This window comes from Streptomyces sp. HUAS MG56 (genome assembly GCF_058673395.1).
On record NZ_CM178722.1, the window covers coordinates 5,839,014 to 5,856,029 of the forward strand.

Genomic DNA, 17,016 nt, shown 5'->3' on the forward strand with positions numbered 1-17,016 from the left:
ACACACCGCACCACGATCCGGCGGGGCCCGTCCGCCCACCTCCTACAGCGACGGCCGGACCCCGCCTTTCCTCCCATTGGAAGGGACCTTCAGTGAAGCACCCCGACGACGACAACGAACTCTTCGACCGACTCGAAGCAGAGATGAGCGCCAACTCCGGTGGCGAGGTAGTCGACCTCGACAAGGCACGGTCGGCCCGTACCGACTCGACTGCCCGACTCGGCTCCGACCCGTCGGCCGACTCCGACACCGCGCGGTCGGGTGCCGAGTCGGCCGACCCGACCGTCCGCGTGATGGTCGACCAACCAACCCCGACCGCGACCGGTCCGGGCTACCTCGGTCGGCTGCTCGGTGCCCAGCGCCGTGCGGTCGTTCCCGAGTGGCTGCGGTCGATGGCGGAGCTGCGGACCGCCGCGGCGTGGGTGGCCCGCCACTACGCCCACGCGATCGGCTACCACGCTCTTCGGGCCCCGGTCTACGCCGCCCGCCTCACCCTCCAAGCCCCCTCCGGCGCCGCGAAGTTCGTGGGCAGCACTATGCGGTGGGTGGCCGACCGCGAGGGCGAACCGGTCCGACTCGCCGCGGTTCGCCGCGAAGACGCCGCCGAGTACCTGAAGCTGTCGCGGCAACGCGACGGCCGCGTCCGACTGCGCACCCTCGTGGCCGTGCTCGCGATGTTCGTCGGGCTCGGCGCCGCGCTCGCCATGTACGTACTCGCGCCCGAATGGCTTCAGGCGGTGTCGGTGAGCGCGGTCGTGATGGCGCTCGGGTTCGCCGGGCGCCGCGCGGATGACCCGGTCATCCACAGGGCTGTGGAACTGCCCAAGGCGACCAAGCTCACCAGTGACATCGTGCTGCGGGCGCTCGGCGCTCTGGGTATCCCGGCGATCAACCAGGCGCAGGCCAAGGGCCGGGATGGGTTCGAGTTCACCGCCCCGATCACCCGGGATGGCCCCGGTTGGCGTGCGGAGGGCAACCTCCCCTACGGCGTCACGGTGACCGATGTCATCGAGCGTCGCGACCGGCTCGCTTCCGGTCTGCGCCGCCCGCTCGGGTGTGTGTGGCCCGAGGCGGTGCCCGATGAGCACACCGGTCACCTCGTGCTCTGGGTGGGTGATCAGGACATGTCTCGCGCCAAGCAGCCCAAGTGGCCGTTGCTCAAGTCGGGTTCGGTGGACCTGTTCAAGCCGGTCGCCTACGGCACCGACCAGCGTGGGCGCTGGGTCGAAGCGACGCTGATGTACATCGCGGGTGTCATCGGCGCCATCCCGCGCATGGGCAAGACGTTCCTGCTGCGTCTGCTGCTGCTCATTGCCGCGCTGGACCCGCGGGCGGAGTTGCACACCTACGACATGAAGGGCACGGGCGACCTGGACCCGGTCGGCGACGCCGTCTCGCACCGCCACGCGGCGGGCGACGATGACGAGTCCATCGAGTACTGCCTGAACGACTTCCGGGCGCTGCGCGAGGAACTGCGGCGCCGCACCAAGGTGATCCGTTCCCTGCCGCGCGATGTCTGCCCGGAGTCGAAGGTGACCAGCGCCCTTGCCGACAAGCGCTCCTTGGGGCTGCACCCGATCGTGATCGGGGTGGACGAGTGCCAGGTGCTGTTTGAGCACCCCGAGCACGCCAAGGAGTTCGAGGAGATCGCAACTGACCTGGTCAAGCGTGGTCCGGCCACCGGCATCGTGCTGCTGCTCGCCACGCAGCGCCCGGATGCCAAGGCACTCCCGACCGGGATCAGCGCGAATGCCTCGGCACGCTGGTGCCTGAAGGTCATGGGCCAGCTCGAAAACGACATGGTGCTCGGCACGTCCGCCTACAAGCGGGGCGTGCGGGCGACCATGTTCGCCTGGGGGGACAAGGGCATTCACTACTTCGTCGGTGAAGGCTCGGACGCCCGGATCGTGCGCGCCATCTACGTCGACGGCCGCGACGCCGATGCCATCGGCGCCCGTGCTCGCCGCCTGCGTGAGGAAGCGGGCACCCTGTCCGGCCACGCGCTTGGCGAGGCACCCGAGCCGGTCACCAGCACGTATGACCTGCTGCGCGACATCCTCGCCGTTGTGCCGGCCGATGAGCCCAAAGTGTGGTCCGAGACCGTCGTCGTCCGGCTCGCAGAGCTGCGCGAGGAGGTCTACGACGGCTGGGACCCCGAGGGGCTAGCTGCGGCCCTGAAGCCGCACGGCGTTTCCACCATCCAGGTGGGCCGCCGCGTGAAGGGCAAGGTCGTGAACCGGCGTGGCATCGACCGCTCCCACATCGTCGCCGCGGTCGCGGAGCGTGATGGAAAGCGGGACGCGGGCTGAGGCTCCGGGGCCGCTAGCGCTAGCGGCACACCCCGCTAACGTTAGCGGCCCCGCTAGCGCCCTAAACCCGCTCTGATCAGGCCGCTAGCAGATAGCGGCCCATCTGCGGAAACCCCTGAAACCCGCCTGGAAGGGCCTGTCATGACCCCTGTCCTGCTCGCTATCACCCTGATTCTCGGCGTAACGCTGTGTTACGTCGCCGTGTGCGCCGCCTCGCCGTTCGGCAACTGCCGCAAGTGCAATGGCTGGGGCTTCGCGATGAAGACCGACCGCAAGGGGCGCATGAAGCGCGGCAAGGACTGCCGCCGCTGCGACGCCACGGGCAAGCGCATACGCGTCGGTCGCTGGCTCTACAACCGCTGGGCCCGCATCTACCGCGCGGGCACCGACACCCCCTGACCGGAAGGCTCCCGATGGTCCTCAACATCTCCGCCGTCCTGCTGTTCGGCGCCGCCTCCGCCCTCGCCATCAAGACCAGGTCCGCCGGAGCGGGTTCGGCCATCGTCCTGTTCCTGTTCGGCTTCTTCGTCGCCGGGACCGGCGCGTACGGACCCATCCACAACCTCGTGCAGGCGTGCGCCGACACTCTCGGCCACCTCGGATGACAGGAGACCGCGACCATGAACGAACCCGTCAAGCCCCTCGCCCCCAGCCGTCGTGAGGCGACCGTGGAAGTCCACCGACCTACTCCGCTCGCCCCGGTGCGGTCGGCGCCGGTCGTACCGGTGCAGCCGGGCACGATCCCGGCGGTGACGAGCGTCGTCCTGCCGGACGGCCGCGTCGTCACCGGCTACGCCCTCGAACCTGTCAAGCCCGAGCCGGTCGCGGCCAAGCTGCCTGTCTCCAGCGCGGCGGTGAACATCGCGCTCGGGGGCATCGGGTTCGGTGCCGTCTGTGGCGGACTGTTCCTGCTGACCGCGTTCATCACCGCGCTGACCGCGCTCATCACTCACCTCATCACCCTCGCCGCCGTCATCTTCGGCGGCTGGGTGGCCGTGCAGGTCCTCAGCGCGAGCGGCCACCGTAGCGGGACCACGGTCAATATCCGCAAGGCCGTCTTCAAGCGCAACCACTTCCACGGCTAGCTACGCCCGAGGCGGGCGCCGTCTCACCACAAGCCTGCGCCCGCCCCGGTTCTCCAGTCCCTCCAAGAGAGCAGGAGACATCCAGCATGACCCAACGAGCGCCATTCGGCGAGGGCCGTCCGGCCCAGGCCATCCCATCGAGCACGTCGGGGGTGCCGGCATGAACCGTCACCTTCTGTTCGCCGCCCTGGATGCGGCGGAGCGGGGATGGGCCGTCCTCCCCCTGCGCCCCGGTGACAAGCGTCCGGCCCTGCACGGTGAGGACGTCTGCCCCGGTATCGGGGACTGCGCGGGTGGTCACCGCAAGTGGGAAGAGCGCGCCACTATCGACCCCGACCGCATCCGCCGTGCGTGGGGCGACCTGCCGTTCAACGTCGGTATCGCGACCGGGCCGTCCGGGCTGGTGGTCGTCGACCTCGACATGCCCAAGCGCAAGAGCAGTACGGACACGCCTAACGGCGTGACGACCTTTACGGCGCTCTGCGAGCGCGCCGGGCATGCCGTGCCCACCACCCGCACGGTGCGGACTGCGAGCGGTGGGGTGCACCTGTACTTCACCGCCCCGTCCGGCGTCCGGCTCGGCAACACGGCCGGACGGCTCGGCAAGCGCATCGACACCCGCGCATGGGGCGGCTACGTCGTCGCCCCCGGCAGCCTCACTCCCACGGGCGCCTACGCGGTCGTCAACGACGTGCCGCCCGCACCTCTGCCGGAATGGCTCAGCGCCCGCCTGACCGGCCGTCAGGCTTCTCGGGCACTGATGGCTGCACCGTCGGCCGTTCGAGCCTCTCGCTACGCGGCTGCGGGCTTGAACGCGGAAACCGCGTCGGTACGGCAGGCTCCGGAGGGCGAGCGCAACGCCACCTTGCTGCGGGCGGCGCGAGCCCTGGGGCGCTTCATCGCTTGGGGCGACCTTCCCAGGGAGCAGGTTGAGGAGGCTCTTCAGTGGGCGGGGGAGCAGGTGGGTCTGTCGCCGCGGTCATGTGAGGCGACCATTCGAAGCGGTCTGAACTGGTCGATTGCCCACAACGGTCAGCGGAGGGCGGCATGAGCACCCCGCCCCGTCCCCCACTGAAGAGCCTCCCCGCCACCCCGACCGGACCGTGCGCCGCCGCACAAGCCGCGCCCCCTCCGGCCGTGGGCGAGCCGAAAGGCGCCGCCCGTAAGGGCGCCCCTTCTGCTCTTCGTCCTGACCCGCACCAGGTTGACGGGCGGTTCCCGGTCGCGTGGCTGCGCATTTCCGCACCGCGCGGTGCCGTCCCTACGGCCACATCGAATTGCCTGTGCGGCAGGGACCGCAGCGCCGTCGGCCACTCGAAGGTGCTCGCACTGATCGAAGAGCACACCGTCCACCGTGACGCATGCCCGCTCCGCACCAACCAGGAAGGGAGGCAGGCGGCATGAGCGCCAATCCGCCGGCACCCGCCATGGACGGCTCCGCCCTGCTCGATGAGGTGGAGTCCTTCCACCGGCGCTTCAACATCTTCCCCCTCGATGCCGCGTACGTCGCCGTGACGCTGTGGGACGCACACGCGCACTTGCTCGACTGCTTCGACTCCACACCGCGGCTCGCGTTCCTGTCGCCGGAGCCGGGTTCGGGCAAGTCCCGCGCGCTGGAGATCGTGGAAACTCTCGTGCCGCAACCGATGGTCGCGGTCAACGCGTCGGCCTCCGCGCTCTTCCGCGCGGTCTCAGGGATGGAGGGGCGACCCACGATCCTGTTCGACGAGATCGACACCGTCTTCGGGCCCAAGGCCGGAGAGAACGAACAGCTCCGCGGCTTCCTGAACGCAGGACACCGCCGCTCCGGCGTCATGTGGCGCTGCGTCGGTGACGGAGCCAATCAGCAGGTACAAGAGTTCCCGTCGTTCTGTGGGGTCGCGGTCGCTGGTCTTGGCTCGCTGCCGGACACGATCCTGACCCGTTCGGTCATCGTCCGCATGCGCCGCCGTGCGCCGAACGAGCGCGTGGAGCCCTTCCGCCAGCGCATCCATGAGAAGGAGGGGCATGCCCTGCGCGACCGGCTCGCCGCATGGGCACAGTCCGTGCGTCACGTTGTCGATGGGGTGTTCCCGGAGCTGCCGGAGGGCATCAGCGACCGGCCCGCGGACGTGTGGGAACCCCTGCTCGCCGTGGCCGACGCGGCGGGCGGTACGTGGCCAGAGCGGGCCCGCGCCGCGTGCGTCGAGCTGGTGAACGCGGCCAAGACCAGCGACAAGGGCAGCATCGGCATCCGTCTGTTGACCGACCTGCGTGACTACGTGTTCAACGGGATCGATCGCCTGCCCACCGTCGCCATCCTGGACCGGCTCCACAGCCTCGAAGAGGCGCCGTGGGCGGACATGAGTGGCAAGCCGCTCGATGCCCGCGGGCTGTCACGGATGCTGCGGGAGTACATGACCGCGGACAACACCCCGATCGCGGCGCGCAACATCAAGGCCGGGGGCAGCGTCATGAAGGGCTACTACGCGAGCGATCTACACGACGCGTGGCAGCGCTATTGCCCGCCCCCCGCGGAAAGTGCGCTACTTCCGCTACCTCCGCTACCGGGCAGGTCAGAGCCCTAAAACCGGTAGCGGATCGCGCTTCCGCATCCGCTACCGCGCCGACCCATCCGCTACCCGCCCCGTGGCCACGAACCCGGGGCGGTAGCAGCTCCATCCGCTACCCGCGCCCTTATGTGCTACCTCGATCATGCCCCTGACCAGGGCGGTAGCGGAGGTAGCGGAAGTAGCGGACCTGACAGGAAGGGGGCCACCACCCCCGGAGCCCTGCCGAGGAGGCACCGCCGCATGACCACGGTTGCTGAACCCGCCGAACAGCTTCTCTACCGCCCCGAAGAGGCGGCCAAGGCTCTCAGGATCGGACGCTCGATGGTCTACGAGGAGATACGCCTCGGACGCCTTCAGACCGTCCGCATCGGCCGTCGCCGACTTGTGCCGCCGGAGTACATCGCTCAGTACGTCGAACTCCTCAAGCGTGAGGCGGAAGCTACAGCCTGAACTTCCCATCACCCCAGTTTCACAGGGCCGCGCCCTTCAGGGCGCGGCCCTGTCCTATGGAGGCACAACAGAAGATGACCGAGACCCCGAAGCGTGCCCAAAGGGCTGGTCACGGTGCGGACACGATCTATTGGGACCCCGCCAAGAAGAGCTACGTCGGAGCCGTCTCACTGGGGTTCGCCCCGAACGGCAAGCGCCGTCGACCGAAGGTGTACGGCAAGACGAAGACCGAAGTACGCCAGAAGATCCGTGACCTGAAGAAGGAGGTGCAGACCGGCGTCAAGGCGCCGGCCAACTACACCGTGGCCGACGCAGTGAATGACTGGTTGGAGCGCGGACTGAAGGGGCGCGACGCAAAGGGCACCATCGGCAAGAACCGTTCGATGGCGAACAAGCACCTGATCCCGTTCATCGGCAAGGCCAAGCTGAAGGAACTCAGCGCGGACGATGTCGACGACTGGTTGGACGGACGGGCCGAATTCCTCGCGACGCGAAGTCTGCGTGACCTGCTTGCCATCCTGCGCCGCTCCATCGCGCACGCTCAGCGCAGGGACAAGGCTGCTCGGAACGTCGCCCTACTCGTCACCGCACCGGAGGGGCGCCCCGGCCGTCCGAGCAAGGCGCTGAACTTGGAGCAGGCAAAGGCCGTGCTCACCGCCGCGCGCCCGTCACGGCTCTACGCCTACCTCGTGCTCTCGCTCCTGAGCGGTGTCCGCACAGAAGAGGCGCGGCCCCTCACCTGGGATCACGTCTTCCTGGAGACAACGGCCGGCATCCCGCCTCACGTCGCGGTGTGGCGTTCGGTGCGCAAGCACGGTGAGACCAAGACCAGGAAGAGCCGCCGGACCATAGCGCTGCCGAAGCAGGTGGTTGATGTCCTCGAAGAGCACATGCGATGGCAGATGCAGGAGCGGGCGTCGAGGGGGATGGAGTGGAACCCGACCGGCCGCGTCTTCACGACTCGGAGCGGTGAGCCGCTGGACGCAGCCAACGTCCGGCGAGACTTCAAGGCCATCGTGAAGAAGGCCGGACTGAAGCCCGAGTGGACGCCGCGGGAGCTCCGGCACAGCTTCGTATCCCTGCTCTCCGATCACGGCATCCCCCTGGAGCGGATCGCGCTCCTGGTCGGTCACAGCAGCCAGGCGACCACAGAGGCGGTCTACCGGAAGCAGCTCCGGCCCGTGATCACGCAGGGTGCCGAAGCGATGGATGACATCTTCGCCGAAGATCAGAAAGGAGGCGAGACGAAGGCCCCGGAGGAGGGCGACGCGGTGGCCTGATCAAATTCGTTTGGCCCCCTGTTTGGCCCCCCGAACGCGACAGAGACCACATACGGAAGTCCGTATGTGGTCTCTGACCAGCGTCGGGGTGGCGGGATTTGAACCCACGACCTCTTCGTCCCGAACGAAGCGCGCTGCCAAGCTGCGCTACACCCCGGTGTCGCTGCTTCCCGCGGCGACGTCGTTTACTTTAGCCCACCGGTGGCTGTAGACGAAATCCGGTTTAGACGCGGCGGCGGACCGGGGTCGGGCGGGTGTGGTCCAGGGCTACCAGGAGGACGGCCAGGCCGTAGATCGCGAGGCCCAGGAGGAGGGCGTTGGCCAGGGTGCTGCGGTACCCGTGGGCGGCGACGTCGAGGAAGGGGTAGAGGTAGCGGGCGGGGTTCGAGGGGGCGAGGAACATCCCTCGGATCAGGGAGAAGGCCAGGTAGGCCAGGGGGTAGAGGAGCCAGGCCGCGGCCTGGCGGAGGTGCAGGCGGGCCGACGGGGTGAGCAGCAGCCAGTCCAGCACGACCGCCGCCGGGGTCACCGTGTGGAGGATCTGGAGGGTCGCCCACTGGCCGTGCCAGCGTGCCGGTGCCGTCGTCGCGCCGGTCATGGAGAACGGGGGCGTCGTGTGGGCCAGGAGCAGGTGGTAGACCAGCGCCGCGATCACGGCGTAGAGAAGTGTGGCGCCTGTCACTGCGGACGGCAGCGGGCGGCGTGCCCGCCAGGTCCGCGTCGCCGACAGCAGCATGACCACGGCCAGCAGGATGTTCGTCTGGACGCTGAAGTAGCTCAGGACGCGGGCCGGGCTCCCCAGCAGGAGCTCCAGGGCTACGCCGCCGCCCGCCGCCAGGGCGATCAGGAGGCGGACGAGTGCGACCACGGGGCGGCGGACCGGGGCCACCACCGCCGTCGCCGGGACCGGGGCGGGCAGCAGCAGGGGCGGGCCCGGGACCGCGGGCAGGTCCGGGATGTCCCTGGGTATCGGTGCGGTCATGCCCTCACGCTAGGAGCGGGGGCGAGGGCGGACCATGCGGGTTGGTCCGGTCGGGTTACACCGCCACGGCCGGACGGCCGGGACCCCGTCGGCCCCGCCCGTCCCCCCAGCCCCACCGGCTGCTACCCCCGCTCCCGCCCCACCAGCGTCAGCAGGGTCGCCTCCGGTGGGCACGCGAAGCGGACCGGGGTGTAGCGGTTGGTGCCGCAGCCCGCCGAGACGTGGAGGTAGGAGGTGTTGCCCTCCGCCGTGTGCGTGGACAGGCCCTTCACGCGGTCCGTGTCGAGGTCGCAGTTGGTGACCAGGGCGCCGTAGAAGGGGATGCAGAGCTGGCCGCCGTGGGTGTGGCCGGCCAGGATCAGGGGGTAGCCGTCCGCCGTGAAGGCGTCCAGTGCGCGCAGGTACGGCGCGTGGACCACGCCGAAGGAGAAGTCGTACGTCCCCGAGGGGCCGCCGGCGACCCGGGCGTAGCGGTCGCGCTTGATGTGCGGGTCGTCCAGGCCCGTCAGCTCGATCGACACGCCCTCGACCTTCAGCACGCCTCGCGTGTTCGTCAGGTTCAGCCAGCCCGCCGAGTCGAAGCCGTCACGGAGGTCCTCCCACGGGTTGTGGATGGCGCCCACCGCCGGCTTGTTGCCGTTCAGGCCGTGCCGGCCGTTCGTCTTCTCCATCAAGTAGCGGGCGGGGTTGCGGAGTTTGGGGCCGTAGTAGTCGTTGGAGCCGAAGACGTACGCGCCCGGGAACTCCATCAGGGGGCCGAGTGCGTCCAGGACCTCGGGGACGCCCTCGGGGTCCGAGAGGTTGTCGCCGGTGTTGATCACGAAGTCCGGGCGCAGGCCCGCCAGCGACTGGAGCCAGCGCTGCTTCTTGCGCTGGCCGCCGACCATGTGGATGTCCGAGACCTGGAGCACGCGCAGCGGGCGCATGCCCGGCGGGAGGACCGGCACCGTCACCCGTCGCAGGCGGAAGGAGCGGGCCTCGAAGCCCGCCGCGTACGCCAGACCGGCGGCGCCTGCCGCCATGATTCCCAGGGGTACTCCGTATCGCGCGCGCATACGCCCATCGTGTCAGACCCGCGGAGGGCCGGAAGACGGGCGGGCGGCTAAAACAACGGGCGTTCGCCGCCGCACACCTGCGACAATCGACCTCATGACCACCACGCTCAAGTCGAAGCTCCACGACGACCTCAACGCCGCGATCAAGGAGCGTGACGAGCTGCGCTCCTCGACGCTCCGGCTGACGCTCGCCGCGATCACCAAGGAGGAGGTCGCGGGCAAGGAGAAGCGTGAGCTGTCCGACGACGAGGTCCTCAAGGTGATCACCCGCGAGGCGAAGAAGCGCCGTGAGGCGGCCGACGCCTTCGCGCAGGGCGGCCGTGCCGAGTCGGCGGAGCGGGAGAAGGCGGAGGGCGAGGTCCTCGCCGGATACCTGCCCAAGCAGCTGTCGGACGAGGAGCTGACCGCGATCGTCGCCGCGGCCGTGGCCGAGGCGAAGGCCGCCGGCGCGGAGGGCCCGAAGGCCATGGGTGCCGTCATGAAGATCGCGAACGCGAAGGTGGCCGGCCAGGCCGAGGGCGGCCGCGTCGCCGCCGTGGTCAAGCAGCAGCTGCTCCAGGGCTGAGCCGGCCGGCCGGACCGGGGCCGAATGTCCGAGTGACCGAATACGGCGGCGGGGCGGCACCCCTTTCCCACAGGGTGCGGCCCCGCCGCCGTACGCATGCCCGTACCTGCCGGTCACGGCCGCCTAGGGCCAGACGCCGCCGTTCCCGGTTCCGTTGTTCCCGCCGTTGCCCTGGCCCTGGATGAAGCCGCCGGGGAGGGAGAAGGTCGGGGTGGGGACGGGGCCGCCGGTCGTGGCGCCCGTGGTGCCGCCGTCAGCCGCGCCGCCGTTTGTCAGTCCGCCGATCAGGCCGCCGATTCCCCCCGTGCTGCCCCCGTTCTTGCCCCCGTTGGCCCCCCCTTGGCCTTTTCCCTGACCGTCCCCCTTGCCCTTGTTGTCGTCGGGGATGTCGATCAGGTTGAAGTCCGGGGCGGGCTTGCCCGCCAGCGCGCCGGTCATCATGTCGCGCCAGATCGGGCCGGGCACCTGGCCGCCGTAGACCTTGTCGTACGGGACGCCGCCGATGGTGATGTTGGTCATCTGGCGCTTGTGGGCCGGGTCGCCGACCCAGACCGCGCCCGCCATGTTCGGGGTGTAGCCGACGAACCAGGCCGCGTAGCGCTGGTCCGTCGTACCCGTCTTGCCCGCGCTCGGGCGGTCGCCGAGGCCGGCCTCCTGGCCGGTGCCGTCCTCGACCACGCCCTTGAGGAGCGTGCTGACCGTGTCCGCGGTCTTCTGGGACATCGCGCGCGAGCAGGCCGTCTTCGGCACCGGCAGCGACTTCACCTCGCTGCCGACCTTCTGGGTGATCGACATGATGGCGACCGGGGTGCAGTACGTCCCGCGCGAGGCGAAGGTGGCGTACGCGCTCGCCATCGTCAGCGGGGACATCTCCTGGGTGCCGAGCGCGATCGAGGGGGCCTGGTCGATCTTGCGGCCGTCGGCGCGGGCCACGCCCATCTTCTGCGCCATCTGCGTCACCGGGCAGATGCCGATGTCGCTGATCAGCTGCACGTAGTAGGTGTTGACCGACTTGGCGGTCGCTTCCTTCATGCCCATCGGGCCGTGCTCGGACTTGTTCTCGTTCGTGAGCTTGTCCGGGTTGTTCGGGTCGGTGCGCCAGACCTTGCCGTCGCACGCCTGCACGGGGCTCGGGTACGGCATCTCGTACGGCGACGAGTACTGCTGCGTCGGGGGCTTGCCGCCCTCGATCGCGGCCGCCGCGACGATCGGCTTGAACGTCGAACCGGGCTGGTAGCCGGCGCCGCCGCCCATGCCCTGGTTGACGGACAGGTTGATCTGCGTCTCGTTCTTGCCGAAGCCGTACGGGCGGGACTGGCCCATCGCCAGGATCTTGCCGGTCCCGGGCTCGACGATGGTGGCGGCCGTGGCCACCGGGTCGGTCTGGTAGACGTGGTTCCTGACGGACGCCTGTACGGAGTCCTGGGCCTGCGGGTCGAGCGTCGTACGGATCGTCAGACCGCCCTGGTTCCACAGCTTCGCGCGGGCCTCCTTGGTCTTGCCGAAGGACGGGTCGGTCAGGACGACGTCGCGCACGTAGTCGCAGAAGAAGCCGGCGCCGCGGACCGCGGTGATGCAGCCGTTCTTCGGCTGGCTCGGGTGCAGCCCGAGCGGCTCCTCCTTGGCCTGGTCGGCCTCCTTCTGGGAGATGTCGCCGACCTCGGCCATGCGCTGGAGGACGGTGTTGCGGCGCTTGGTGGCCTCCGCCTCGTCGTTGCCCGGGTCGTAGCGGCTCGGGGACTGCACGATGCCCGCGAGCAGCGCCGACTCCTGGAGGCTCAGGTCCTTGGCGTGCTTGGAGAAGTACCGCTCGGAGGCGGCCTCGACGCCGTAGGCCTGCTCGCCGAAGAAGGTGATGTTCAGGTAGTTCTCGAGGATCTTCTTCTTGCCGAGCTGGTCCTCGATCTGGATCGCGTACTTCAGCTCGCGGATCTTGCGGCCGATGGTCTGCTGGGTGGCCTCGGCGACCTTCGTCGGGTCGTCGCCGGCCTCCTCGATGAAGTAGTTCTTCACCAGCTGCTGGGTGAGCGTGGAGGCGCCCTGGGCGACCCCGCCGCTCTGCGCGTTCTTGTTCAGCGCGCGCAGCACGCCCTTCAGGTCGATCGCGCCGTGCTGGTAGAAGCGCGAGTCCTCGATCGCGACGATCGCCTTCTGCATGTACGGCGAGATGTCCTTGAGGTCGACCACCGTGCGGTCGCGGGAGTAGACCGACGCGATCTGGTTCCCCTGGTTGTCCAGGATCGTCGTGCGCTGGCTCAGCTGGGGACTCTTGAGGTTGGCCGGGATCTCGTCGAAGCTCTGGACCGACCCCTTGGCCACGAGGCCGAGCGCGCCGGCCGCGGGCAGCGCGATGCCCGCCATCACGGCTCCGGCGAGCACACTGACACCGAGGAACTTGGCGGCCTGCTGCGTTGGCGACAGACCACCGCCCGAGCGCTTCTTTGGCATGAGGGCAGCCTAATCCGTACTTCTGAGCGTTCCGATGGAGCACCCGCGTCACGGCACGGCAAAGCGAGACGTCTACCTTCTCAATCGCCGGACACGCGCGCAGGCCTTGGCCTAAGCTGCTCTCAACTGTCACAGCAGTGCGGTCACGTATCAATACGTCCGGCGACCCCGAATCGTTCCGGTCGTATCCCGGTTCTTCCACGGGGGCGTGCCCGGTTCTCTGAGGGGCACGTGTCCGAATCCGCCTCGTGTGTCATCCGGTGCCCGATGTAGCGCACCGCAGCTGTCCCGGTTTGCCGGGAGAGTCGCGTATGTCGCCAGCTCACTCCCGCGGGTGATCTGCCGCTTACCCATAGTCCGTTCGGGCCATTCAAGATTGGGCCCGAAGGGGGTGTTGCGCTGTCCCCACCTTCCGTAACGTCCTCAACTGGCGGCGGTGAATATGCCGCTGCCGCCGTGGGGGAGCCTCGATTCGGGAGAGGACGGCGCCGGTATGGGCTGGGTAACCGACTGGAGTGCGCAGGCTGCCTGCCGCACTACCGATCCGGATGAACTGTTCGTTCAAGGAGCAGCGCAGAACAGGGCCAAGGCGGTGTGCACCGGATGTCCGGTACGCACCGAGTGCCTGGCCGACGCGCTGGACAACCGCGTCGAATTCGGCGTGTGGGGAGGCATGACGGAGCGGGAACGCCGCGCACTGCTGCGTCGGCGGCCCACGGTGACGTCGTGGCGCAGGCTGCTGGAGACGGCCCGCTCGGAGTACGAGCGCGGCACCGGAATCGTGCCCCTCGACAGCGACGAGGTGTACGAGCACTACGCGGCCGTCAGCTGAGGGCATGTCCCTCCGGCACACGCCCGGAGGAACAGCGTCGGACCGCGGCCATGGCCACTGCCAGGGGGGCTGTAGGGCCAGAGAGCTACAGGGCTACGGGGCCGGAAGGTTACGAGGCATAGGGCCGGCAAGCGCCGATCGGGCCTGGACCTGGGGACACCGCGATCGGCCTGCGGCCCGCCTCGCCGTGAGAGACGCCTCGCGTGGCTGACGTGTGGTCCCGCGCGTCCGCGGACACGGCTCGCGGTCTCGCCGGGGTGTCCTGCGGGCCCACGCCACAACATCCGTATGTGCTCATCTGCCTGTGCGTGTACGTGTCTGCGCGTGTACGACCCCTGTCGCGCGCTCCCTCACCGCTCACCCTCGGCGCCCCGCGCACCCGCGGCCAGCCGCGTGCCGATGTCGCGCAGGCCCGTGAGGTCGTGGACGTCGCCGGGCAGCGCGGGTACTTCGACGACCGCCACCTCGGGGTGACGGGCGGTGAAACGGCCACGCGTGCGCCGCTCGCGCGCGAGCAGCTGCATGCGATCGGCGTGCAGTCTCAGCAGACCCGCGGTGAGCCGGTCGACGGGGCGTTCCGCGTCGGCGGGGGAGCCTTCTTCGGAAGCAGGGGTGCCGCTCGCGGCCTCGGGCGCGGGAGATGATGCGGGAGATTGTGAACTGCCGTACGTGTCGGGAGAGTTACGAAGTCCAGCTTTCCCGCCCCCCTGATCGACAATGCGGGGGTCCTCAAGATTTTCCGCGGCGGCGAGCGCCCGCTCGGCCGACAGCCCGTCGGCCCCGCTCGCGTGGACGCGGTTGAGCACCAGGCCGACCAGCGGCATCCGCTCCGCGGCCAGCCGCTCCACGAAGTACGCCGCCTCGCGCAGCGCGTCCCGCTCCGGCGCCGCGACCACCAGGAACGCCGTACCGGGCGCCTGGAGCAGTTTGTACGTGGCGTCCGCGCGCGTGCGGAACCCGCCGAAGGTGGTGTCCATCGCGGCCACGAACGTCTGGACGTCCTTCAGCAGTTGACCGCCGAGCAGCTTGCCGAGCGTGCCGGTCATCATCGACATGCCGACGTTGAGGAAGGCCATGCCCGCGCGGCCGCCCAGCTTGGCCGGGGCCGTCAGCAGGCGGATGAGGCGGCCGTCCAGGAAGGAGCCGAGCCGCTTGGGCGCGTCCAGGAAGTCCAGCGCGGAGCGGGACGGCGGGGTGTCGACCACGATCAGGTCCCACTCGTCCTTCGCGCGCAGCTGGCCCAGCTTCTCCATCGCCATGTACTCCTGCGTGCCCGCGAAGCCCGCCGAGAGTGACTGGTAGAAGGGGTTGGACAGGATCGCGGCCGCCCGCTCGGGGTCCGCGTGCGACTCCACGACCTCGTCGAAGGTGCGCTTCATGTCGAGCATCATGGCGTGCAGTTCGCCGTCGCCCTCGGTGCCCTTGACCCGGCGCGGGACGTTGTCGAGGGAGTCGATGCCCATCGACTGCGCCAGCCGGCGGGCCGGGTCGATGGTCAGCACGACGACCTTGCGGCCCCGCTCGGCGGCCCGCAGGCCGAGCGCCGCCGCGGTCGTCGTCTTGCCGACGCCGCCCGAGCCGCAGCACACCACGATCCGGGTCTTCGGGTCGTCGAGCAGCGGGTCGACGTCCAGCACGCGCGCGGGGGCGAGACGGTGGGCCCTGTCGGGCCCCTCGGCGGTCTCGTGCGCCTCGGGAGCCGTCTCGGGGGCCTCGGCCGGGTCCGCACTCATGACAACCCCTGCTTCCGCAGCTCGGTGGCGAGTTCGTACAGCCCCGCCAGGTCCACGCCCTCGGCCAGCAGCGGCAGTTCGCCCAGCGGCAGGCCCAGCTCGCCGAGGACCGTGCGCTGCTCCTGCTCCAGCGCGTACCGCTCGGCGTACTCCGACGCCTGCCGCAGCAGCGGGTCCACCAGTTTCTCGGCGTGACCGCCGCGCCGGGCCCCGCCGAGCCCCGCGGCCGAGAGTGCCTGTGCGACGGAAGAACGTCCCACGGTCCGTACGAGTTCCAGGTCGGCCGCGTTCAGCAGCTCGGGCCGGACCATGTTCACGATGACGCGGCCCACCGGGAGCCGGGCCGCGCGGAGTTCGGCGATGCCGTCGGCGGTCTCCTGGACCGGCATCTCCTCCAGCAGCGCCACCAGGTGCACGGCCGTCTCCGGGGACTTCAGCACCCGCATCACGGCCTGCGCCTGATTGTGTATCGGGCCGATCTTCGCGAGGCCCGCCACCTCGTCGTTGACGTTCAGGAAGCGGGTGACGCGGCCCGTCGGCGGGGCGTCCATGACGACGTAGTCGTACGCGAACCTCCCGCTCTTGTCCTTGCGGCGCACCGCCTCGCACGCCTTGCCGGTCAGCAGGACGTCCCGGATGCCCGGCGCGATGGTGGTGGCGAAGTCGATGGCGCCGAGCTTCTTCAGGGCCCGGCCGGCTCCACCCAGCTTGTAGAACATCTGGAGGTAGTCCAGCAGGGCCAGTTCCGGATCGATCGCGAGCGCGTACACCTCCCCGCCGCCCGGAGCGACCGCGATCTTCCGCTCCTCGTACGGCAACGCCTCCGTCTCGAAGAGCTGGGCGATGCCCTGCCGGCCCTCGACCTCCACGAGAAGCGTCCGCTTCCCCTCGGTCGCGAGGGCCAGCGCGAGTGCGGCGGCGACCGTCGTCTTGCCGGTCCCGCCCTTGCCGCTGACGACCTGGAGCCTGCTCACGCCTTCGAGACTAACCAGTCCGGCCGACACTCACGCGAGAGGCTGTGGATAACGCAGGTCACGGCCCCTCCCGGCACAGCGGCTACAGTCGGCCCCATGACCAAGTGGGAATACGCAACCGTGCCACTGCTCGTCCATGCCACGAAGCAGATTCTGGACACCTGGGGCGAGGACGGCTGGGAGCTCGTCCAGGTCGTGCCCGGGCCCAACCCCGAGCAGCTCGTGGCCTACCTGAAGCGGGTGAAGCAGGCATGAGCGCGGTCGAGGCCAAGCTGGCCGCACTGGGCCTGACCCTGCCGGACGTCGTACCGCCGCTGGCCGCGTACCAGCCGGCCGTGCGGACCGGCGTGTACGTGTACACCGCGGGCCAGCTGCCGCTGGTCGAGGGCAAGCTGCCGGTCACCGGCAAGGTGGGCGCCGAGGTGACGGCGGAGGAGGCCAAGGACCTCGCCCGCGTGTGCGCGCTGAACGCGCTGGCGGCCGTGAAGTCCGTCGCCGGTGACCTCGACCGCATCGCGCGCGTGGTGAAGGTCGTCGGGTTCGTCGCCTCCGCGTCCGACTTCACCGGGCAGCCCGGTGTCGTCAACGGCGCGAGCGAACTGCTCGGCGAGGTGCTCGGCGAGAAGGGCGTGCACGCGCGCAGCGCGGTCGGTGTCGCGGTGCTGCCGCTGGACGCGCCGGTCGAGGTCGAGATCCAGGTCGAGCTGCTTCCGTAGGCCCGCTGACCTCGGGTACCTCTCGAACATTCGCC

General features: G+C 69.7%; 17 protein-coding genes and 1 tRNA gene. 12 read left to right on the forward strand and 6 right to left on the reverse strand.

Translation table 11 applies throughout. The annotated features are described in order from the left end of the window. Nucleotides 1-92 precede the first annotated feature (92 nt). The 8 genes from AC4OXY_RS27620 to AC4OXY_RS27655 all read left to right on the forward strand — a co-directional run bounded on the left by AC4OXY_RS27620 (nt 93) and on the right by AC4OXY_RS27655 (nt 7,676). Nucleotides 93-2,309, forward strand: coding sequence for a cell division protein FtsK (locus tag AC4OXY_RS27620; protein ID WP_491991258.1), 2,217 nt, complete (start codon nt 93-95; stop codon nt 2,307-2,309). Nucleotides 2,310-2,450: 141 nt separating this feature from the next. Further along, complete coding sequence (locus AC4OXY_RS27625; protein ID WP_491991259.1) at nt 2,451-2,708, forward strand: hypothetical protein; 258 nt, start codon at nt 2,451-2,453, stop codon at nt 2,706-2,708. Nucleotides 2,709-2,722: 14 nt separating this feature from the next. Then, nucleotides 2,723-2,914, forward strand: a complete 192-nt coding sequence (locus tag AC4OXY_RS27630) for a hypothetical protein (RefSeq protein ID WP_491991260.1) — start codon at nt 2,723-2,725, stop codon at nt 2,912-2,914. 15 nt (nt 2,915-2,929) lie between these two features. Further along, the gene (locus AC4OXY_RS27635) at nt 2,930-3,394 is read left to right on the forward strand and encodes a hypothetical protein (protein ID WP_491991261.1); all 465 of its coding nucleotides are present in this window, start codon (nt 2,930-2,932) and stop codon (nt 3,392-3,394) included. Nucleotides 3,395-3,554: 160 nt separating this feature from the next. Continuing rightward, nucleotides 3,555-4,445, forward strand: a complete 891-nt coding sequence (locus tag AC4OXY_RS27640) for a bifunctional DNA primase/polymerase (RefSeq protein WP_491991262.1) — start codon at nt 3,555-3,557, stop codon at nt 4,443-4,445. 349 nt (nt 4,446-4,794) lie between these two features. Beyond that, the gene (locus AC4OXY_RS27645; RefSeq protein ID WP_491991263.1) at nt 4,795-5,961 is read left to right on the forward strand and encodes a DUF3631 domain-containing protein; all 1,167 of its coding nucleotides are present in this window, start codon (nt 4,795-4,797) and stop codon (nt 5,959-5,961) included. A 225-nt stretch (nt 5,962-6,186) separates the two neighbouring features. Then, entirely contained in the window at nt 6,187-6,396 is a 210-nt protein-coding gene (locus AC4OXY_RS27650; RefSeq protein ID WP_108906899.1) for a helix-turn-helix domain-containing protein, read from the forward strand. A 74-nt stretch (nt 6,397-6,470) separates the two neighbouring features. Continuing rightward, complete coding sequence (locus tag AC4OXY_RS27655; RefSeq protein WP_491991264.1) at nt 6,471-7,676, forward strand: site-specific integrase; 1,206 nt, start codon at nt 6,471-6,473, stop codon at nt 7,674-7,676. Between the two features lie 83 nt (nt 7,677-7,759). On the opposite strand, the gene AC4OXY_RS27660 is transcribed toward AC4OXY_RS27655, so the two are convergent. The 3 genes from AC4OXY_RS27660 to AC4OXY_RS27670 all read right to left on the reverse strand — a co-directional run bounded on the left by AC4OXY_RS27660 (nt 7,760) and on the right by AC4OXY_RS27670 (nt 9,713). Further along, nucleotides 7,760-7,833: transfer RNA gene (locus AC4OXY_RS27660), tRNA-Pro, on the reverse strand. Between the two features lie 66 nt (nt 7,834-7,899). Beyond that, nucleotides 7,900-8,658 carry a Pr6Pr family membrane protein gene (locus AC4OXY_RS27665; protein WP_376293813.1) on the reverse strand — a complete coding sequence of 253 codons (759 nt, stop codon included), beginning with the start codon at nt 8,656-8,658 and terminating at the stop codon, nt 7,900-7,902. Between the two features lie 122 nt (nt 8,659-8,780). Further along, nucleotides 8,781-9,713, reverse strand: coding sequence for a metallophosphoesterase (locus AC4OXY_RS27670; protein WP_356039843.1), 933 nt, complete (start codon nt 9,711-9,713; stop codon nt 8,781-8,783). A gap of 94 nt (nt 9,714-9,807) precedes the next feature. Between AC4OXY_RS27670 and AC4OXY_RS27675 the strand changes: the two genes are divergently transcribed. Then, nucleotides 9,808-10,278, forward strand: coding sequence for a GatB/YqeY domain-containing protein (locus tag AC4OXY_RS27675; protein WP_356039840.1), 471 nt, complete (start codon nt 9,808-9,810; stop codon nt 10,276-10,278). A gap of 123 nt (nt 10,279-10,401) precedes the next feature. Here the strand turns inward: AC4OXY_RS27675 and AC4OXY_RS27680 are convergent, their stop codons facing one another. Further along, nucleotides 10,402-12,726, reverse strand: coding sequence for a transglycosylase domain-containing protein (locus tag AC4OXY_RS27680; RefSeq protein ID WP_491991265.1), 2,325 nt, complete (start codon nt 12,724-12,726; stop codon nt 10,402-10,404). 493 nt (nt 12,727-13,219) lie between these two features. Here AC4OXY_RS27680 and wblA point away from each other — a divergent pair, with 493 nt between their 5' ends. After that, complete coding sequence (wblA, locus tag AC4OXY_RS27685; protein ID WP_067046754.1) at nt 13,220-13,558, forward strand: transcriptional regulator WblA; 339 nt, start codon at nt 13,220-13,222, stop codon at nt 13,556-13,558. Between the two features lie 350 nt (nt 13,559-13,908). Here the strand turns inward: wblA and bagB are convergent, their stop codons facing one another. Further along, a complete protein-coding gene (gene bagB / locus AC4OXY_RS27690; RefSeq protein WP_491991266.1) occupies nt 13,909-15,291 on the reverse strand; it encodes an ATPase BagB in 1,383 nt (460 codons plus the stop codon). Further along, entirely contained in the window at nt 15,288-16,265 is a 978-nt protein-coding gene (bagA, locus tag AC4OXY_RS27695) for an ATPase BagA (protein ID WP_491991267.1), read from the reverse strand. Before bagA ends, bagB begins: the two co-directional genes overlap by 4 nt. A 96-nt stretch (nt 16,266-16,361) precedes the next feature. On the opposite strand from bagA, the gene sp36 reads away from it, so the two are divergent. Continuing rightward, nucleotides 16,362-16,520, forward strand: a complete 159-nt coding sequence (sp36, locus tag AC4OXY_RS27700; protein ID WP_356029377.1) for a Sp36 family protein — start codon at nt 16,362-16,364, stop codon at nt 16,518-16,520. Next, nucleotides 16,517-16,981 (forward strand): RidA family protein, encoded by a 465-nt coding sequence (locus tag AC4OXY_RS27705; protein ID WP_356029376.1) that lies wholly within the window; start codon nt 16,517-16,519, stop codon nt 16,979-16,981. Before sp36 ends, AC4OXY_RS27705 begins: the two co-directional genes overlap by 4 nt. The last annotated feature ends 35 nt before the right edge of the window (nt 16,982-17,016 follow it).